We start from the raw sequence: 18,040 nt of genomic DNA on the forward strand, positions 1-18,040 counted from the left end.
TAAATATCAAAAATATGTCAATTATACTAAATGGTGTAAGGTGGAGCGTTTGATGAGTACAGTGAACCATTGTTTATATGCAATCTCCTATACTTGGAAAAGAAGTCGATCATATCTTCTGTTAACTCTATTCATCCAAGTGATCGTTGGCTTTATGCCTTTGGCTAGTGTCTGGATTATTCAAACATTGATTAATGAAATTATTTTATTCATGACTTCTTCAGGAGATATTCAAAAGGTCTTAAGGTTATTTGGGTTGCAAATGGTCATTGTGATTTTAGGATATGGGCTTCAATTCATTCTTCAGCTTAGTCAGCAGAAAGCGACAAATCTGATTGGTTTGCATTTGAAGGGTGAATTGCTTCAAAAGGCGATCAGGCTTCCATATATTACATTTGAACACCCGTCTTTTTATAATGAAAGTCAACGTGTGATGAACAGTCATCAGCATGTTCTGAGTATGGTTAGAAGTATTTTTACAATCATGAGCGCATTGATTACTGTTGTATCACTTCTCATTTATATGATTGGTATCCATTGGGGCTTGGCGGTCATTCTGATCTTATGTACTCTGCCTGTCTTGTGGATTGAGCTTTTCTTTGGAGGCGCACGGTATCAATTAAACCGCATGTTAACGGCAAATGATCGAAGAGAAATGTATGTGTCTGATCTTGTTGCGCAGCGAGATTCATTGAAGGAAATCCGTTTATATGGAATAGGAAATTACCTTCTTCAAAAATGGAAAGGCCATTATGTAAAAAGTGCAGATGAAAAATATAAATTACTAAAACGTCAGGTTCGCTGGGAGATGGCAGGTGGATTGCTTATGACATTTGCCTATGTGTGCTGCGGTCTTTTTATTGTCTTTCTTATCTTTCAAAAGAAATTAGCTGCGGGTACGTTTGTCGCTGTGCTCCAAGCTGTGCAAAATATTCAAAGTGGTTTTCAGGATTTGACGAGGGAATGTTCTAGTTTATATGAAACGAGTCTCTATATTGATGAAATGAGAGCTTTTCAAAAGAGAGAAGAAGAAATTGATGAGCAGACAGAGGAAGCGGCATCGCTTCGGAGGATTGAATGTATTCAGTCCATTACGCTAGAAAATCTCTCTTTTACCTATCCGAATATGAAAACGCCTGCTATTGAACATATACATTTTCATATCGATAAAGGTGAACGCATTGCATTGGTGGGGGATAACGGATCAGGTAAGACGACCTTGATTAAATGCTTGACTGGTTTATATGATCCAGATAAGCCGAATATGCAAAAGGTCAATGGTGAATCGATTTCGACCATTTATAAAAAATCATATCATGCGAGAATGGCCGTCCTTTTTCAAGATTTTATGAAGTACGAATTCACTGTGAAAGAAAACATTGGATTTGGCCGTATTGACGAAATAGATGATAAAGAGCGCATGATCTCAGCTGCACGGCAAGCCGGCATAGAGAAAAGAATTCATCAAATGGAAGAAACATACGATGCGCAGCTTGGCCGGTTTTTTGAAGAAGGTCATGAACTGTCTGGCGGACAATGGCAAAAGCTTGCGATGGCGAGAACCTTTTTTAGAGAAAGTGATTTTATCATTTTAGATGAACCGACTTCTGCTCTCGATCCGCTATCGGAGATTTCACTCATTCGAAAGCTATTCGATCATACGCAGGATCAAGGGGTCTTGTTTATCACACACCGTATGGGAGCGGCCCGCTTAGCAGACCGGATTATCGTGATGAAAGATGGTGCTTTCGTTGAAGAGGGGAACCATGAAGAGCTAATGGCGCTAGATGGAGAGTACAAAAGGCTTTACGAGGCACAATCCCAACTATTTCAACAAAAGGAGATGGCGTAAGGTGAGTGTCTTTTATTTTATAGGTGTCTATTTATTAGGAATCATCTTTGCAGGTGCATGGCTTGATAAAGTGAGAAAACAAACGGCGCATATTCAGCAGATGAATGCTTATCGCCTGCTGCCTCCTGCGCTCACGGCGCCCATGTTTTATTTGTTTTTGACTGTTGAATTGGCTTGTACGGGTTTATTGTTCGTGTGGAACATGTCTTTTGTACCTGCGATTGGTCTTACAGCACTTTTATGTATCTATACTGGAGCGGTCACCTTCAATTTATTGAGAGGACATCGTAACATTTCATGCGGCTGTGGAGGTTTGCTTGAAAATGACCATCTTCACTGGGGAATTGTGATTCGTAATGTGTCGATGCTGGCTCTTGTGATTGGGTTGTTTTATGTCCATCCCTATGTAGAAACAATTCCGTGGCCACTTCATATTATTTGTTTTCTGATTGCAGTGGCTGTCTGTCTGATTATAGCGGTTGGGAAAACAATCATGATGTTCAAAAGAAAATGGATGAATCAATTTGAATCGTTTATAGAAGGAGACCAAGTGAAATGACTGATATTCTACTAATTATTGTGTTATTCATTGTCATAGCTCAGCTGGCGGTCGTGTTTTTGCTTGCCCGCTTTATCGGAAAATTTATGAGTAAAATTAAATCCCTTGATGGGATTGAATTAAAGGAAGCGGATGTTGGTGATGGTGCGCCGTTATTTCGAAGCTATACACGTTTAGGAGATAAGGTTATTTTAAAGGAGTATTTACAAAACGGAAGAGCCGTGATGCTGTTATTTGTAAATACCACTTGTATGACATGCAAAAGCATTTTGTCTGATATGCGTCAGCACATTTCTAGCGATGATACTCAATTCATGTTCATCAATGGAGATGAACAAGGAGATGATGCATTGCTCCTTCAATTGCTGCCTGATCAAGCTGTGTATATGCGCTCTTCGCAAATCATGGAGCTGTATGGGGTAACTGTTGTTCCGCAAGCGATTCTGATAGATGAACATGGCATCATCCTCCAAAGAAAATCTGTTCAAAATGCGAAACAGTTTGAACAGCTGTTACACGCATCATAAAAAAGCGTCTCTTTGTTGGAGAGACGCTCATTTTATAATTCTTTTCCTAGAATGTCTAAATCGTACCTGCTGCCGTCCATTTCTGCGATGCGTGGCAGGTGACCCCATGTTTCAAAGCCGTGCTTTTTAAATAATCGAATGCTGGCTTCGTTGTGCCCGAAAATAAAGGCGAGTAATGTTCGAATGCCTAGTGAAGGTGCCAACTCAATGGCCTCTTGTAAAAAAAGTGACCCTAAGCCTTTCCCTCGATCGTCTTGGTTTAAGTAAATACTCATTTCAACGGTCCCGTTGTATGCAGGTCTTCCATAAAACGTTTCAAAGCTGAGCCAGCCGTAAATATGTCCATCCTCATCTGTTTTCACATAGAGAGGTCTTTTCTCTGAATGATTCAAAAACCATTGCCGGCGGTCTTCAACTGAAACTGGTTCTGTATCGGCGGTTACTTCTCTTGAAGCTATAGTCGAATTGTAAATATCAACGATTGCTTTGAGGTCATCTTCTGTTGCTATACGGTTGAAAGTTTTCACATTAAAGTCCCCCATCTTTTTTTCATTCATCATACATATTATTGATGCGATTGCGCAAAATAAAAAGAAAAATGATTTCGTGTGTATATATTTTTTGAAAAGTGTTCAGAATGTTGCTGAGGTGATGAAAAATGAGAGAGGAAGAAAAGAAACGTACTTCCAAAATCACAAAAGTTCAGCAATTTTTCCGTAAGCGCTGGGTATTCCCTGCAATTTACTTGGTCAGCGCAGCGGTCGTGTTAACAGCCGTTCTTTGGTATCAAGCTGTATCAAAAGATGTGAAAGACCAACTATCTGATGGAAATCAAACAGGGCAAGAACAGCGTGATGATGCCGTTGAAGTTGGAAAGCCAATTGAAAATGTTGCCATGCCAGTCCAGAATTCTGATAATGTTTCTGTCGTGAAAAAGTTCTATGAAGCAGATGCTGATCAAAAAGAAAAAGAAGCAGCACTTGTAAACTATAATAACACCTATACCTTGAGCAAAGGTATTGATCTTGCAGATAAAGATGGCAAAGTGTTTGATGTCACAGCTGCTCTTAGTGGAACAGTGGTTCAAGCGAAAAAAGATCCAGTTCTCGGTCACGTCGTTGAAATTGAACATGAAGATGGATTATCGACTGTTTATCAATCGTTGTCACAGGTGAGTGTTAAAGAAGGCGATGAAGTGAAGCAGAATGATGTCATCGGTGCTTCTGGTAAAAATCTTTATGGTGCTGAAAGCGGCAACCATGTGCATTTTGAAATTCGTATGGAAGGTTTAGCGCTTAATCCACTTAGCTTCATTGACAAGCCTGTTTCAACTATTGAAAAGGCCGCGCAAGAAGTGACGGAAGAAGCAAAAGAACCTGCTCAGCCAAAAGCTGATGAAAAAACGAAGGAACCTGCTGCTGAAGATAAGGCCAAAGAGCCTGCTGGAGAAAAATCTGAAGAAAAGTCTGATGAGAAGGGCAAATCCTCTGATCAAGAAAAGTCTTCTGATTCCTCTAAAGACAGCAGTCAATCTGAAGAAACAAAACAATCTTAAGTCTTGAAACCTCTGTATATGAATCATGCAGAGGTTTTTTCTGTCTTTAAAAAATCCCCCGCACTCGGCGGAGGATGGTTTAAAGAGCGGCAGGTCCTTCTTCACCTGTCCGAATGTTGATTGTATTTTCTATCTCATATATAAAAATTTTCCCATCCCCTGGTTCGCCTGTACGAAGTACCTTTTGAGCTGTTTCAACGACCTGTTCGACAGGTACTTCGCTTAGGACGATTTCAATCTTTAATCGTTCGTACACATTACTTTCCTTTTTGACGCCACGGTATAGCTCTGTATGTCCCTTTTGTAAACCGCAGCCGTGTACATTCGAAAAGGTAATGGAAGTGACGCCAATCTTTCCAAGCTCCACCTTTAATGTTTCAAAATTGGCTGGACGTGTGACAATCTCCACTTTATACATTTTGCTCATAGAGACACCCCTTTTTCTTTAATCTTGATAAGCTTTTTCCCCATGCATGGTTAAATCAAGACCCACTGATTCTTCTTCTTCGGTTGCGCGAATCTTAAAGAAGAGATTGACCACTTTGATGATTACGTATGTCACAACAGCTACAAAGGTATAAGTGGCCACAATAGCGACGACTTGCTTCCAAAGTAAGCTGGGATCTCCGTAGAATAATCCATTGGCTCCACCGTCATTGACAGAGGTTGTTGCGAAAAGCCCGGTTGCAATTCCTCCCCAAGTCCCGCCAATTCCGTGAAGACCGAATGCATCTAGTGCATCATCATAGCCAAATTTGGCTTTGAGTGAGAAGACTCCCCAGAAACACACAATCCCGCCAATAATTCCGATGATGATAGAAGCAAAAGGTGTGACAAAACCGGCGGCAGGTGTAATTGCCACAAGACCTGCGATGGCTCCAGAAATCGCGCCGAGCATGGTCGGTTTTTTGTTGATCATCCACTCGACTAACAGCCAGCCGATGATTCCTGCAGCAGCAGCTGTATTGGTGTTAATAAAGGCATACATTGCGACACTGTCTAAGGTAAGGGCACTTCCAACGTTAAAGCCAAACCATCCAAACCAAATGACAGCTCCGCCAAGAAGAGTATAAATCAAATTGTGAGGAGAAGAGCTTGCTGCTTCTTTACGCTTCCCGAGCACAATCGCTACGACTAGACCTGCAACACCTGATGAAATGTGAACCACGTTTCCTCCAGCGAAGTCGAGCGCACCCATTTCGCCAATCCAACCGCCGCCCCATACCCAGTGTGCGACTGGCGCGTATACAAATGTGACCCAAAGGAGTGTAAACACAACGACCGCTGAGTAGCGAATTCGTTCAGCAAAGGCACCTGAGATGATGGCTGTTGTTAAGACGGCAAAGGTCATTTGGAACATCATGAACAATGAATGTGGGATGGTCTCACTGTAGGGACCGGGTTCAAAGCCAACGCCTTTTAATCCAATCCAGTCTAAGCCTCCAATCCATGCATTGCCTGGCGCAAAAGCCAAGGAATAGCCAAACATGATCCATACGATAGAGACGATCGCTAGTGAAGTTAAGCTGTGCATGGTTGTACTTAAGACGTTTTTACTTCTCACGAGTCCTCCGTAGAATAAGGCTAAACCTGGTGTCATTAACCACACGAGTAGTGCGCAGAAGAACATAAATACTGTATCACCCATTTGCATGCTGCATTCCCCCTGAATCATTCAGAATTAATTGATTTCTTAATTCTTCATTATAGAGAGAAAAGTCATATATAACATATTCATGTAAGGTAATCTTACATGGTTTTTGGTTATATTCAATATAAATGGATGAAAAGTTCGTGAAATATGAGAAAAAACGTGCATTGAGCACGAAAAATAAAGGGCGTTTGACCTATAAAATGGAGCTGAGAAACAGCTTGGTTCGTTCCTCTTGAGGAGAATCGAACAATTTTGATGGCGTGCCTTCTTCGACGATACGGCCTTCGTGCATATAGACGACACGATCGGCGACTTCTTTTGCAAAGCCCATTTCATGTGTGACGATAACCATCGTCATGCCTTCTTTTGCGAGACTTTTCATTGTTTGTAGTACCTCGCCTACAAGCTCTGGATCGAGGGCAGACGTAGGTTCGTCAAATAACATGACATCTGGTTTCATGGCGAGAGCTCTTGCAATAGCCACACGCTGCTTTTGACCGCCTGATAGCTTAGAAGGATATACGTTGGCTTTATCCGCAAGTCCGACCTTTTCTAACAGGACATTGGCTTCTGATACAGCTTGAGCCTTTTTTGTTTTTTTCACCATAACAGGCGCTTCGATGATGTTTTCAAGCACAGTTTTATGCGGAAAGAGGTTAAAATGCTGAAACACCATGCCTATTTTTTGCCGCATCTCGTTTAATTGATCGCGTTTTGGGTGAACAGGGCTGCCATCAATGACGATTTCTCCATCATTTTTGATTTCTAAAAAGTTCATACAGCGGAGCAAGGTGCTTTTTCCAGAGCCACTGGCTCCGATTAAGACGACCACATCATTTTCATAAACAGTGAGGTCGATATCCTTTAAAACATGCAGTTCTCCGAAGTGTTTATTGAGTTTTTCAACACGAATGAGTTCCTTTGATTCTGTCATGTTTCTCCTCCTAATGGTCACTGACTGATAGTTTCTTCTCAAAGGTTTGGACAGCGAATGTTAACAGCAGGACAAGAACTAAGTAATAGACGGCTACAACAAGTAAATAGGTCATATTGTCAAAGCTGTTTGAGCCTTGGGTCGTGGCGACGTTAAATAGTTCATTGACGCTAATAAAGGCGGCGAGTGATGAATCTTTTAAGCCAATAATGAACTGGTTGCCAAGAGGGGGGAGGGCACGCCGCATCGCTTGCGGGAGAATAATACGTCTCATTGTTAGAAAACGCCCCATGCCAAGAGAGCGTCCAGCCTCTTTTTGCCCTTGATCGATTGATTGGATGGCACCTCTGAATATTTCTGCTATATACGCTCCATTATGAAAGGCGAGCGCAATGGAAGCGGCCCAGAAGTCGGGAATATTTAATTCTGTCAGTCCAAAATATAGGATGAAAATTTGAACAATCAGTGGTGTGCCGCGTACAAGGAAGATATAGGCGTTGGCGATATAACCAAAGACAGCCACGCGTGATATTTTCAATAAAGCAAAGAAAAGCCCGATGAACATGCCGATGAAGATGCTGATCACAGTGAGCTGTAAGGTGAGCAGCATTCCTTCTAAAAAAATACCTCTTGAATCAATCAGCGTCTGAAAAAAATGTGATAGGGTAGGCAAAACAATCATCTCCATTTGAAGAAAGTGCGCCTAAAAAAGGCGCACAATCGTGGTTTTAATTTTGTTTGACTGTGATGTCTTCATCAAAGTATTTCTCGCTAATTTGTTTTAATGTTCCATCCTTTTTTAATGCGTCAATCGCATCGTTGATCTCTTTTATGAGCTGTTCATTTTCTTTAGATACAGCAATTGCCTGCTCACTTTGTCCGAGTCTTTCCTGCGCTTCGATCTTTAATTTTTTCTTCATGGCTTCTGCACCTGTCGCAAAATCCGTCACGACTGCATCGTGTTTTCCGTTGGCTAGTGCTTCTAAAGCGACTACATCACTGTCGTAATATTTTGGTTCCTGCCCGCTATGTTCCTTTGCAATATCAGCGTAGGACGAGCCTTTTGATACAGCAATTTCTTTGCCTTTTAAATCATCAGCATGTTGAATGTCTGCACCAGGTCTTGTGAAAATTTGCGGACCAGAGTAGTAGTAGGGCTTAGAAAGAAGGACGTGTTTTTTTCGTTCCTCATTGATGGTATGACTTGCAACTGCCGCATCAAATTTTCCTGATTTCACACCTTCAACGATGCCTGCGAATTTATATTTCTTCTGTATAGGCTCGAGGCCTAGTTTGTCACTAATCGCATTGCCTACATCGATATCAAAGCCTGACATCTGATTTCCATCCATGTAACTGAACGGGTGAAATTCACCTGATGCTGCAAATATAAATTTTCCATCCTCCAAAATTGGCGACCCTTTCGCTGTAGAATTACGTTTATCTCCGTTCCCATTTGTTTCATTTGCACCACACGAAGACAGAAGTAATACTGCAACCGAGAAAAGGGCTGGGACCCAAAACCGTCTTTTCTTAATAATAAGCTTCTCCTCCTTTTCAGCCTTTCTCCATATAAGGAGAAAGTAGGCTTTTAAATATGTGTAGCATCTTACCATTTGTTCCTCATATTCTCAATTTTATATGTGTTTTTCCAACACTCGCCCTTTTTAAAATGTATGTCTTGCTTTTCCAAGAGAGAACTTGAATTGATCAGGGTAAAAAAGGGAAATGAATCTCATAATAACGGAAGGAAACATGTCAGAACACAAAGAGGGGGTCGGTGTATGAAGAAGTGGAGGGACAACCGAAAAGTCTTTTTAACTGCGATTGCCTTTGGGACGATGTTAAATCCGTTGAATTCCTCAATGATTTCTTTGGCCTTGCATCAAATCCAGCATGAATTCGGTTTGTCATTTACGACTGTATCTTGGCTTATTTCGTCTTTTTATTTAGCTAGTGCGGTGACGCAGCCGATGAGCGGCCGGGTTGGGGATCATGTGATGAACCGGAGAACATTATTTTTATTCGGACTGGGTCTTGTCGCGGTCTCAGCCATCTGTGCGCCGTTTGCCCCGACGTTTGCGGTGCTGATTGTGATCCGGCTATTGCAGGCAATTGGGAGCAGTGCCATTTATCCTTCTGGTGTCGGACTCATTCGGGATCATATTCAAGACAAGCAGGCATCGGCGTTAGCGGTATTGTCCATTTTTGCTTCAGCGATGACGGCGCTTGGACCGACACTTGGCGGCTTTTTAATGACAATCGGCGGCTGGCCGGCTATCTTTTTAGTGAATCTGCCTTTTATTTTAATCAGCTTCTTTCTTGGACTATCTTTGTTTCCAAAGGAGCAGAAAAAGAGAAAGCTGCGTATAGGTGAAACGGTACGGAAGCTCGATCTGCCAGGGATGCTGCTTTTTACAGTTTGTATTGTCCTTCTGCTTTCGTTTTTATTATCACTAGGTCATGGCATTCAATATGTACAGGGGATTCTTTGTCTCGTGAGTGCAGGCGCTTTTATTTGGTGGGAGTATCAGGTGGATGAACCGTTTATTCAAATTCGGATGTTCAGACAGGAGCAGCGACTTTCACTCGTGTATGTGCAATTTATCATTTTAAATATCTTTTTCTATTGTCTTTTCTTTGGTTTGCCGAGCTATTTCCAAGATGAATTAGGCTGGCGTGTGGAAATGACGGGTCTTTTTATGCTTTGCATGTCTGGGGTGAGCATCATTGTCTCTCCGCTGACGGGTAAGTGGGTGGACCGCGGGGATGAACGCCATCCGGTATTAGCCAGTGCGGTATTGATGCTGGCTGGGGCGTCTGCGATGACCTTCTTTTTTATTCCGGCACCATTATGGGGAAAAGGGCTTGTTCTAGCGCTGCTTGGACTTAGTTACGGGATTGGAAATGTTGCGCTGCAAGCTGCGATGCTCAAGGCAAGCCCTCAGCATATGATTGGCACGTCCTCTGGGCTTTTTCAAACATGTCGCTACCTTGGTTCCATTCTGTCATCTGCTGTTCTCGGTATGCTGTTTGGAGATGAAATTGCTGGTCCTCATTTTGAGCAGTTAGGCTGGACGCTGATCATGATTTCCCTTATCGGCATCGGTGTCAGTCTTTATTTTTCGAACAAGGTCAGAGGAGGACAGTCAATAAAAAAAGCGGCGCGATAAGTGGAAGAAGATTCTTCATCACGTTATCGCAAGCCGCTTAAGAGTTAGACAGGTCAGAGCCCTGACCCTTTTGCTTCCTTCTAAATATTTTCCCTACAATTGTCTCATAGAAAGTAACGATGCGATCAATTGGAGAGTCAAAGAATTTCCATAATTTATTCATGATAAAGACGACCACAATCGATACGACCAAGCTGCCTAAAACATCTAATGGATAATGGTGACCGACCCAGATGCGGGAGAATCCTGTGAGTAATCCAAAGACGAGCAAGATGTTGCCAAGCTTTTTATTACGAGATCGAATGGCAAGTGAAAGAGCCAGTGCACCTGTTGTATGGTCACTTGGGAAGGAAGCATCTGCTGAGTGCGGAATGAGTGTGTCGACTTTATGCGCCACAAACGGCCGCTCCTCATAATGAAACAGTGTAATCGCAAAATTGACGATAAGTGCCGCGATACCCGTTACACCGGAAAAGAAGACATGCTTCTTAAATTTGTGATTACCTAAAAACCAGCAAATCAATAAGACAAGGGCGTACACAAGAATGGCCTTTTTCGTAATGAAAATCATGGCCTGATCTAAAAACTCAGAATGATGAGCCATCCCGTGTATCACTTTAAACAATTCGTAATTCAAAACATCACCTATACCTTCGCTTAATGCCAACTATTTTTCAAATAATCGTCTATTTGAAACATCCTATATTTTAGCATGTTTCCGTTGAAGTTTAAAATAGAATCCTATTCTGATAGGGAGACCTTCTGTGCTTTTGCTTCTTGGGGCTTTCGTTCACTCCAATAAAAAACAATCATACTGAGCAAGACAACAATACCTGCAATGAGATATACATTTGAAAAGTCTGTGAAGCTGACAAGAAGACCAAATACAAATGATCCAGCAGCAATACCCGTATCATATAGGGTAAAGAAAGTAGCCGTCGCATAGCCTGTACGGTGAGCTGGTGAGTGCTGAATGGCAAGTGTTTGTAAACATGGTACTAGCGATCCATAGCCAAGTCCAATGACACCACCTGATAGAAGAAGCATTGTAGCTGAATGTGTAGCTGTCAGCATCCATAAACCAATCGCAAAAAGAGCAATCGAAGGATAGATCACAATGTGAGGTCCTACTCGGTCAAAAAGTCTGCCTGTAAATGGACGTGATCCAAGCATCGCTGCCGCAAACACAATAAAGAAATAACTGCTTGCCCCCATCAAGTCAAGGGAATTGGCATAGACTGAAATAAATGAAATGATCGGCGAATAACAGAAGGAAATAATGATGCCGACTGCCGCTGTTTTTAATGCACCTTTTTCAAACAGATGAGAAAAAGTAAATCGGAAGACGACACTACCCCCATCTTCAAGCTCTGGCTGTCTGATCAGCATTGTAAAAGCGGCACCAATGGTAACGATAATGGAAAAAAGAAGGAATAAGGAATGGAATCCTACTTTTCCTACTTGATTCAGTGCGATAAATGGACCGATAACCACAGCGAGGTTCATGGACATGACAAAGTAGCCGAGTCCTTCCCCGCGTTTATGTTTTGGAATCATATCTGCCGCAATGGCACTGGTTACTGTCGTCAAAATGCTAAAAAAGATGCCCTGCACGAAACGCAGCATGAGAAGCGTTTGGAATTGATCAATTGGGATGTATAAGTAAGTGAGTAAGGCAAAAGCCGTTGATGAGAAAATCGCCATCTGTTTTTTACCAAATTTCTCAATAATCGCTCCTGAAAACGGTCTTGTCACAATGGCAGACAATAAGAAGACCGTCACAAGGAGACCGCCCTGTGATTCTGTTCCATTTAGTTCATCCATTGTGTAAATGGGCAGTAATGTCAAAAGGGCATAAAAAGAGGTGAACGTAAATAAATTCACCAGGACAATCATGATAAAGTCTCTCGTCCAAATGCGTTCGTTCATGATGTATGTCACTTCCTATTCAGTTGATAATTTGTGTAAAAGTGTATGGAGGAGTTGTTTTTCTTCGTGGGTGAAATTTGAAAGACATTCTTCTTCAAATTGTTCCATCGTACGTTTGATTTCTTCAAATCGGGCCTTAGCATCATCTGTCATCACGATCAGATTTTCACGTTTGTCTTTTCCTTGTACACGTTTCACCCAGCCATTTGCTTCTAGACGGGTTACGGTTCGGGTAATGGTTGGGGCTTCGACGTTCAAATATGTCCAAATGTCTTTTTGGGTTTTCGGGCCGAATGTATCCAAACAAAAAAGTACAGTCCATTGGGACATGTACAAGTCATAAGCAGCAAGCGCTTCGTTCGCCTTTTTAGACAGCAACCTGGCGCTTTGGTGTATTTGATGTAAACACTCTCTATTTAACGTATCCATATGATCACCTTTATTCAATATTTAGCTAGGTAAATAAAATCACCTTTTCTATTTTACGTGCTCAACCCATTCTTGTAAAGTGAAAATTTTCGCCACTCGAAATGATTGCATTTTCTGATAAATTCCTTGTCCCATCTTCATTTTTAGCATATTCCCTATGCAATGCTAATACACTGTTACAAACCTGACAAAGAGAGTGTTTGAGGTGAGGGATCGTGTTTGGCATTTACTACCTAATGGATGAGGAATTAAGACGAACAAGCGCCGCTGAAAATGGACAATATTGATACGGATCTCATTTCACACTTCTCACATCCATTTTAGGGAGGTCGAGTGGTGTGCACGATTACATCAAAGAGCGAACAATCAAGATAGGAAAGTATATCGTGGAGACAAAGAAAACCGTTCGTGTAATTGCGAAAGAATTTGGAGTCTCTAAAAGTACTGTACACAAGGATTTAACAGAAAGACTGCCAGAAATTAATCCAGATCTGGCTAATGAAGTGAAGGAGATACTGGATTATCATAAATCAATCCGCCACTTGCGAGGGGGAGAAGCCACTAAATTAAAGTATAAAAAAGAAGAAATTTTAGAAGGCGAGCCTGTGAAACAATAAGATTAGTTCTTTGTTCTTAAACATGATATATATATCTTCCTCATATCGGTAGTTTCTAACCACAAATTTTGTAAAGACTTTTGTAAAGAAATATCTTTTTTTCTGCAAATTATGATAGAATATATAATTAGGGCAGAATGTGGTATTTGCTATGGAAACAGATTTTCAAGGAGGATATATATAGATGTTTGCTAGGGATATTGGAATTGATCTTGGTACTGCCAATGTACTGATTCATGTCAAAGGAAAAGGAATTGTGTTAAATGAACCATCTGTTGTAGCTCTTGACAAAAACAGCGGGAAAGTTTTGGCTGTTGGAGAAGAGGCTAGACGTATGGTTGGACGTACGCCTGGGAATATTGTTGCGATTCGTCCATTAAAAGATGGCGTAATTGCTGATTTTGAAGTAACTGAAGCGATGCTCAAGCATTTTATTAACTCATTAAATGTGAAAGGGCTATTCTCTAAGCCGCGTATGCTCATCTGCTGCCCAACAAACATTACATCTGTTGAGCAGAAGGCGATCAAAGAAGCTGCTGAAAAAAGCGGCGGTAAGCATGTATTTCTTGAAGAAGAGCCAAAAGTAGCAGCTATTGGTGCTGGTATGGATATTTTTCAGCCAAGTGGAAACATGGTCGTAGATATTGGAGGCGGAACGACAGATATCGCTGTCATCTCAATGGGTGACATTGTAACCGCCTCTTCTATTAAAATGGCTGGAGATAAATTTGATCTGGAAATTCTCAACTACATTAAAAAAGAGTACAAGCTGTTGATCGGTGAACGCACGGCTGAGGATATTAAGATCCAAGTTGCAACGGTATTCCCAGACGCACGTCATGAAGAGATTTCAATTCGTGGACGAGACATGGTGACAGGATTACCAAGAACGATTACCGTCACAAGCAAAGAAGTAGAAGAAGCATTGCGTGAATCTGTATCTGCGATTGTTCAGGCTGCGAAGCAAGTTCTTGAGAGAACACCGCCTGAATTATCAGCTGATATTATTGATCGCGGCGTCATCATTACAGGTGGCGGAGCTCTTCTAAACGGGCTTGATCAATTGCTTGCAGAAGAGCTGAAAGTACCAGTTTTCGTGGCTGAAAATCCGATGGATTGTGTAGCTGTTGGTACTGGCGTCATGCTTGATAATATGGACAAGCTGCCAAAGCGTAAACTCAGCTAATGATGTCCCTCATTCTTTTTCGAAAGAATGGGGGATTTTTATTAAAGAACCCTGCAAATATGCCGATATATTTCATAGAAGATTGTGTTTAGGTCATGTGAAAGAATTTTAATGAGGTGAGCACGTGTTAAAAGGACTATATACCGCAACATCTGCCATGATCGCTCAAGAGCGGCGGACAGAAATGCTTTCAAATAATATCGCAAATGCGAATACGCCAGGATATAAAGCGGATGAGGGGACCATGCGGGCATTTCCAGAAATGCTGCTAAGCCGAATGGAGTCAGGACGTTTCCAAACTTCCTCAGGCAAAGGTTTTAGTGTTCCACAGCAAACGCCGATTGGCGGCATTAATACGGGGACATATATGCAGGAACTGATTCCTCAATTTACACAAGGAACTTTAAAAACAACAGATCAAACAACGGATGTCGCACTAGTCGAAAATAATGTGCCGATCAACCCGGAGACCAATCAGAAATCAGCGCTTTTTTATGCGGTCAATACACCAGAAGGCGTTCGTTATACGAAAAGCAGCTCAATTACAATGAACGCACAAAATCAGTTGACTATCAATGGACGTGCCCTTCTTTCTGTCACAGGTCAGCCAATTACGGTTCAGAGTGAGAATTTCAAAGTGAATGCAGATGGAACTGTGAGTGAAAATGGACAAAATCTCGGGCAAATTGATGTGCGTGTTGCGATGGATACAAGGAACTTAGCGAGAGAAGGAAATGATTTATACCGTACAGCTGATAACCAGCCCCTGCCAAGCGCAGTCAATAACGGTCAAATGTCCTATACGCTAAGTCAAGGTGTATCGGAGCTGTCGAACGTGGATGTGACGAAATCATATACAGAAATGACAACCGCCTATCGAGCATTTGAAACAAACCAAAAAGTGGTTCAGGCGTATGATAAAAGCTTAGAAAAAGCAGTGAATGAAATTGGCAGAGTGTACTAATCAAGACATGAAAAAGAAAGGAGGATTCTCATGCTTAGAACGATGATCAATGCAGCTGTATCAATGAACGAAGTACAAAAGCAGCTTGATATTATCAGTAATAACATCGCGAACAGTGAAACAACAGGGTACCGTGCGAAAAATACCCGTTTCTCAGAGCTTATCAGACAACAGTTCAACCAGGTGGATGAAAAAAATGCGCAGGTGGCAAACAGTCGTCTGACACCTGATGGGCTAAGGCTTGGTACGGGTACGATGGTGAATGCGTCCATTAACTCGCTGCAAGGCTCGATTAAAGAAACAGGCCGTGATCTTGATGTTGCATTTGGAGCGCCGTCTCAGTATATGCAGGTCAATGTCGGCGGTAATATTCGTTATACAAGAGACGGTTCTCTTTACTTACAGCCAGGCAATAATCGTAATCAAGTGCAGCTTGTCACTAGCGAAGGCCATCCGATTCTTGATGAAAACGGAAATGAAATCGTCTTAAATGCGAATTTCCGTGATATTTCAATTGATAAAAATGGACGTCTAACAGCCATTTCAAGAGATAATCAACCGAATCAGCAAGTGAATCTAGGTGTTGTACAAGTCAATAACTCTTCAGCACTTGTCTCTGAAGGAGATAATTTGTTCTCAGTTGACGGTACTTATCAAGGTGCATTAACGGCACTAAATGGAGCAAACCGTCAAGCGATTCAGCTTCAGCAAGGTGCACTTGAAACGTCGAATGTGGACATGTCTAAAGAATTAACAGATCTCATGACAACACAGCGCTCCTATCAGATGAACTCAAGAACGATTACGATGGGTGATCAAATGCTTGGATTAGTGAATACAATTCGATAATGGGCAGGCTGACATCAGCCTCTCATGATAAAAAAGGCGGCTCGCTCAAAGTCGCCCTTTTTTTTATAAAAATCTGAGACATCGGCAAGCAAATCCTCAAGATCAATCCAAGCTTCTTTTCGTTCAAGGCATGTGACGAGCCTTGCAATCTGCTCATCTGCCTTTGGCGTTTGGCTGTAGAGAAGAAATAAGATTTGGAACTTGATTCTTAATATATCAAATTGTGAAGCAACGGCTTCTTTTAATCCTTTTTGAATATACTTCATACCTTCATCGGTTAAATTTTCTTTATAACAGGAACGCACAGTTTCGTAGAGGCACGATACATAAGAGTGTGCGGACTTTCGGTATGCTGGCAGACGAAGTGCTTTTTTAAAGTATTCCAGCGCTTTCTTGTGACGGTTTTGTCTCGACTGAATAAAGCCAGCGTCATAATAAACGATACCGAGCAGTTCTTGATCATCAATGATTTTCACGTATTCGATGATCTCAATAAAAAGAGCTTCTGCTTCTTCATATTTTTTTTGATCGCTATAATTAAGACCAAGCACAATTTTACAACGATAGAGGCTGTGGTCATCCCCATGCTTTGCAAAGATATCCATGGCTTTTTGAACATGACGAATCGATAGCAACGAATAGCGGTTGTTGTAATAAACACCACTTGTACGGAAATGGAACTCTGCTTCCTCCAGCTCATCGTTAAGGAACGACAGTCGTTCTTCCGCCTTTTCGAGATAGTAGATCGCATCATTTTGATCGCTGTTTAAAGCTTCGTAAAGTCCGAGAAAGAAGTAAAAGTAATAGGCCAGTTCTTCGTTCATATCATCTTTGTGCTGCATCAATTCATGTTTCATTTTTTCTAAGTCCTCTGTCTGATTCATCCAGAGCTGCTGGCGAAAAAGCATCAGCTGATAATGTAAATAGAGTTCCTGTTTTTTTGATATTTTACGTTGATGTTTTAATAGAGTTGTTTTGATTTCTTCAGCCTTCGAAAAATGTCGATGCTTTAGCATTGTATACCACGAATGGAGAAGTTTTTTAATGGATTTATCACTTATAAAATTCATTTTTACCCTCTTATTCAATCAATGATGTAATATATATTACCATATTTGTGAAAAAACAATGAGTGTAGTGTGGATTATATTTGATGACAATAGGTAATAGTAGATTCTATTTTTTACCATATATGTGGAGCGGACGTTGAAAAATACGAGCATTCATAATATACTTCTATAGGAATCAAATGAAGATCATCGATATAGAAAAAAGGAGAGATCAAGATATGCTTGATGCTCAGCAAATTCAAGACATTATTCCACACCGTTATCCATTCTTATTGGTCGACCGTATTTTAGAGGTTGAGGGAGAGAAAAGAGCGGTTGGGATTAAAAATGTCACAGTGAACGAAGAATTTTTTAATGGTCATTTCCCAGGATACCCAGTCATGCCGGGTGTGCTAATTGTAGAAGCACTTGCGCAGGTGTTTGGAGTCATTATGTTAGGCAAAGAAGAAAACAAAGGGAAAATTGGTTTATTTGCAGGAATTGATGGCTGCCGTTTCAAAAGACAGGTGAAGCCTGGCGATCAGCTTCGTTTAGAGGTAGAAGTGACGCGCCTCAAGGGTCCGGTTGCAAAAGGAAAAGCAGTAGCCACAGTAGATGGCGAAGTGGCATGTGAAGCAGAACTTACATTTTCTATCGGTCCTAAAGTATCATGATTTGCCTGGCGGTTCATCAAGGATGAATCGCTTTTTATATGGAAACAACTAGTCTGAACGGATCAGGACTTGCATTTTTGACAAAAAAA

20 protein-coding genes are annotated in these 18,040 nt (G+C 41.4%); 10 read left to right on the plus strand and 10 right to left on the minus strand.

Annotated features, from left to right (window positions below; translation table 11 throughout):
- Positions 1-52: 52 nt before the first annotated feature.
- Genes MHH40_RS12605 through MHH40_RS12615 form a run of 3 tightly spaced genes read left to right on the plus strand, consistent with a single transcriptional unit; the run spans position 53 to position 2,938 of the window.
- Positions 53-1,852: an ABC transporter ATP-binding protein gene (locus tag MHH40_RS12605; protein WP_050944426.1), complete on the plus strand. Its 1,800-nt coding sequence runs from the start codon at positions 53-55 to the stop codon at positions 1,850-1,852.
- 1 nt (position 1,853) lies between these two features.
- Positions 1,854-2,411 carry a MauE/DoxX family redox-associated membrane protein gene (locus MHH40_RS12610; RefSeq protein WP_050944425.1) on the plus strand — a complete coding sequence of 186 codons (558 nt, stop codon included), beginning with the start codon at positions 1,854-1,856 and terminating at the stop codon, positions 2,409-2,411.
- Entirely contained in the window at positions 2,408-2,938 is a 531-nt protein-coding gene (locus tag MHH40_RS12615) for a TlpA family protein disulfide reductase (protein ID WP_050944424.1), read from the plus strand. The genes MHH40_RS12610 and MHH40_RS12615 overlap by 4 nt, the downstream gene beginning before the upstream one ends.
- Positions 2,939-2,970: 32 nt before the next feature.
- Here the strand turns inward: MHH40_RS12615 and MHH40_RS12620 are convergent, their stop codons facing one another.
- On the minus strand, positions 2,971-3,480 hold the full coding sequence (locus tag MHH40_RS12620) for a GNAT family N-acetyltransferase (protein ID WP_034620260.1): 510 nt from the start codon (positions 3,478-3,480) through the stop codon (positions 2,971-2,973).
- A gap of 116 nt (positions 3,481-3,596) precedes the next feature.
- Between MHH40_RS12620 and MHH40_RS12625 the strand changes: the two genes are divergently transcribed.
- Entirely contained in the window at positions 3,597-4,493 is an 897-nt protein-coding gene (locus tag MHH40_RS12625; RefSeq protein ID WP_003214850.1) for a peptidoglycan DD-metalloendopeptidase family protein, read from the plus strand.
- Positions 4,494-4,572: 79 nt separating this feature from the next.
- On the opposite strand, the gene MHH40_RS12630 is transcribed toward MHH40_RS12625, so the two are convergent.
- The 5 genes from MHH40_RS12630 to MHH40_RS12650 all read right to left on the minus strand — a co-directional run bounded on the left by MHH40_RS12630 (position 4,573) and on the right by MHH40_RS12650 (position 8,697).
- A complete protein-coding gene (locus tag MHH40_RS12630) occupies positions 4,573-4,920 on the minus strand; it encodes a P-II family nitrogen regulator (RefSeq protein WP_003214763.1) in 348 nt (115 codons plus the stop codon).
- 18 nt (positions 4,921-4,938) lie between these two features.
- Positions 4,939-6,147 carry an ammonium transporter gene (locus tag MHH40_RS12635; protein WP_050944423.1) on the minus strand — a complete coding sequence of 403 codons (1,209 nt, stop codon included), beginning with the start codon at positions 6,145-6,147 and terminating at the stop codon, positions 4,939-4,941.
- Between the two features lie 193 nt (positions 6,148-6,340).
- Positions 6,341-7,081 (minus strand): amino acid ABC transporter ATP-binding protein, encoded by a 741-nt coding sequence (locus MHH40_RS12640; protein WP_050944422.1) that lies wholly within the window; start codon positions 7,079-7,081, stop codon positions 6,341-6,343.
- Positions 7,082-7,091: 10 nt separating this feature from the next.
- Positions 7,092-7,769, minus strand: a complete 678-nt coding sequence (locus tag MHH40_RS12645) for an amino acid ABC transporter permease (RefSeq protein WP_078061638.1) — start codon at positions 7,767-7,769, stop codon at positions 7,092-7,094.
- 40 nt (positions 7,770-7,809) lie between these two features.
- The gene (locus tag MHH40_RS12650; RefSeq protein ID WP_050944421.1) at positions 7,810-8,697 is read right to left on the minus strand and encodes a transporter substrate-binding domain-containing protein; all 888 of its coding nucleotides are present in this window, start codon (positions 8,695-8,697) and stop codon (positions 7,810-7,812) included.
- 168 nt (positions 8,698-8,865) lie between these two features.
- On the opposite strand from MHH40_RS12650, the gene MHH40_RS12655 reads away from it, so the two are divergent.
- Positions 8,866-10,254, plus strand: a complete 1,389-nt coding sequence (locus tag MHH40_RS12655; protein ID WP_050944420.1) for an MFS transporter — start codon at positions 8,866-8,868, stop codon at positions 10,252-10,254.
- A 37-nt stretch (positions 10,255-10,291) separates the two neighbouring features.
- Here MHH40_RS12655 and MHH40_RS12660 read toward each other — a convergent pair whose 3' ends face one another.
- The 3 genes from MHH40_RS12660 to MHH40_RS12670 all read right to left on the minus strand — a co-directional run bounded on the left by MHH40_RS12660 (position 10,292) and on the right by MHH40_RS12670 (position 12,612).
- Positions 10,292-10,891 carry an undecaprenyl-diphosphatase gene (locus tag MHH40_RS12660; RefSeq protein WP_050944704.1) on the minus strand — a complete coding sequence of 200 codons (600 nt, stop codon included), beginning with the start codon at positions 10,889-10,891 and terminating at the stop codon, positions 10,292-10,294.
- A gap of 104 nt (positions 10,892-10,995) precedes the next feature.
- The gene (locus MHH40_RS12665) at positions 10,996-12,183 is read right to left on the minus strand and encodes an MFS transporter (protein WP_050944419.1); all 1,188 of its coding nucleotides are present in this window, start codon (positions 12,181-12,183) and stop codon (positions 10,996-10,998) included.
- A gap of 15 nt (positions 12,184-12,198) precedes the next feature.
- On the minus strand, positions 12,199-12,612 hold the full coding sequence (locus tag MHH40_RS12670; protein ID WP_003214738.1) for a MarR family winged helix-turn-helix transcriptional regulator: 414 nt from the start codon (positions 12,610-12,612) through the stop codon (positions 12,199-12,201).
- 338 nt (positions 12,613-12,950) lie between these two features.
- Here MHH40_RS12670 and spoIIID point away from each other — a divergent pair, with 338 nt between their 5' ends.
- The 4 genes from spoIIID (at position 12,951) to MHH40_RS12690 (ending at position 16,228) form a co-directional block, all read left to right on the plus strand.
- Entirely contained in the window at positions 12,951-13,229 is a 279-nt protein-coding gene (gene spoIIID / locus MHH40_RS12675; RefSeq protein WP_008343327.1) for a sporulation transcriptional regulator SpoIIID, read from the plus strand.
- A gap of 184 nt (positions 13,230-13,413) precedes the next feature.
- Positions 13,414-14,415 carry a cell shape-determining protein Mbl gene (mbl, locus tag MHH40_RS12680; RefSeq protein WP_012011515.1) on the plus strand — a complete coding sequence of 334 codons (1,002 nt, stop codon included), beginning with the start codon at positions 13,414-13,416 and terminating at the stop codon, positions 14,413-14,415.
- A gap of 124 nt (positions 14,416-14,539) precedes the next feature.
- The gene (locus MHH40_RS12685) at positions 14,540-15,379 is read left to right on the plus strand and encodes a flagellar hook-basal body protein (protein WP_003215293.1); all 840 of its coding nucleotides are present in this window, start codon (positions 14,540-14,542) and stop codon (positions 15,377-15,379) included.
- Between the two features lie 30 nt (positions 15,380-15,409).
- Positions 15,410-16,228 (plus strand): flagellar hook-basal body protein, encoded by an 819-nt coding sequence (locus MHH40_RS12690; RefSeq protein ID WP_003215031.1) that lies wholly within the window; start codon positions 15,410-15,412, stop codon positions 16,226-16,228.
- A 14-nt stretch (positions 16,229-16,242) separates the two neighbouring features.
- Here the strand turns inward: MHH40_RS12690 and MHH40_RS12695 are convergent, their stop codons facing one another.
- Positions 16,243-17,298: a tetratricopeptide repeat protein gene (locus MHH40_RS12695; protein WP_050944418.1), complete on the minus strand. Its 1,056-nt coding sequence runs from the start codon at positions 17,296-17,298 to the stop codon at positions 16,243-16,245.
- Positions 17,299-17,516: 218 nt separating this feature from the next.
- On the opposite strand from MHH40_RS12695, the gene fabZ reads away from it, so the two are divergent.
- The gene (gene fabZ / locus MHH40_RS12700; protein ID WP_034620258.1) at positions 17,517-17,951 is read left to right on the plus strand and encodes a 3-hydroxyacyl-ACP dehydratase FabZ; all 435 of its coding nucleotides are present in this window, start codon (positions 17,517-17,519) and stop codon (positions 17,949-17,951) included.
- Positions 17,952-18,040: the final 89 nt, after the last annotated feature.

The organism is Bacillus sp. FSL K6-2431 (assembly GCF_038005165.1).
Taxonomy (GTDB): Bacteria; Bacillota; Bacilli; order Bacillales; family Bacillaceae; genus Bacillus; species Bacillus pumilus.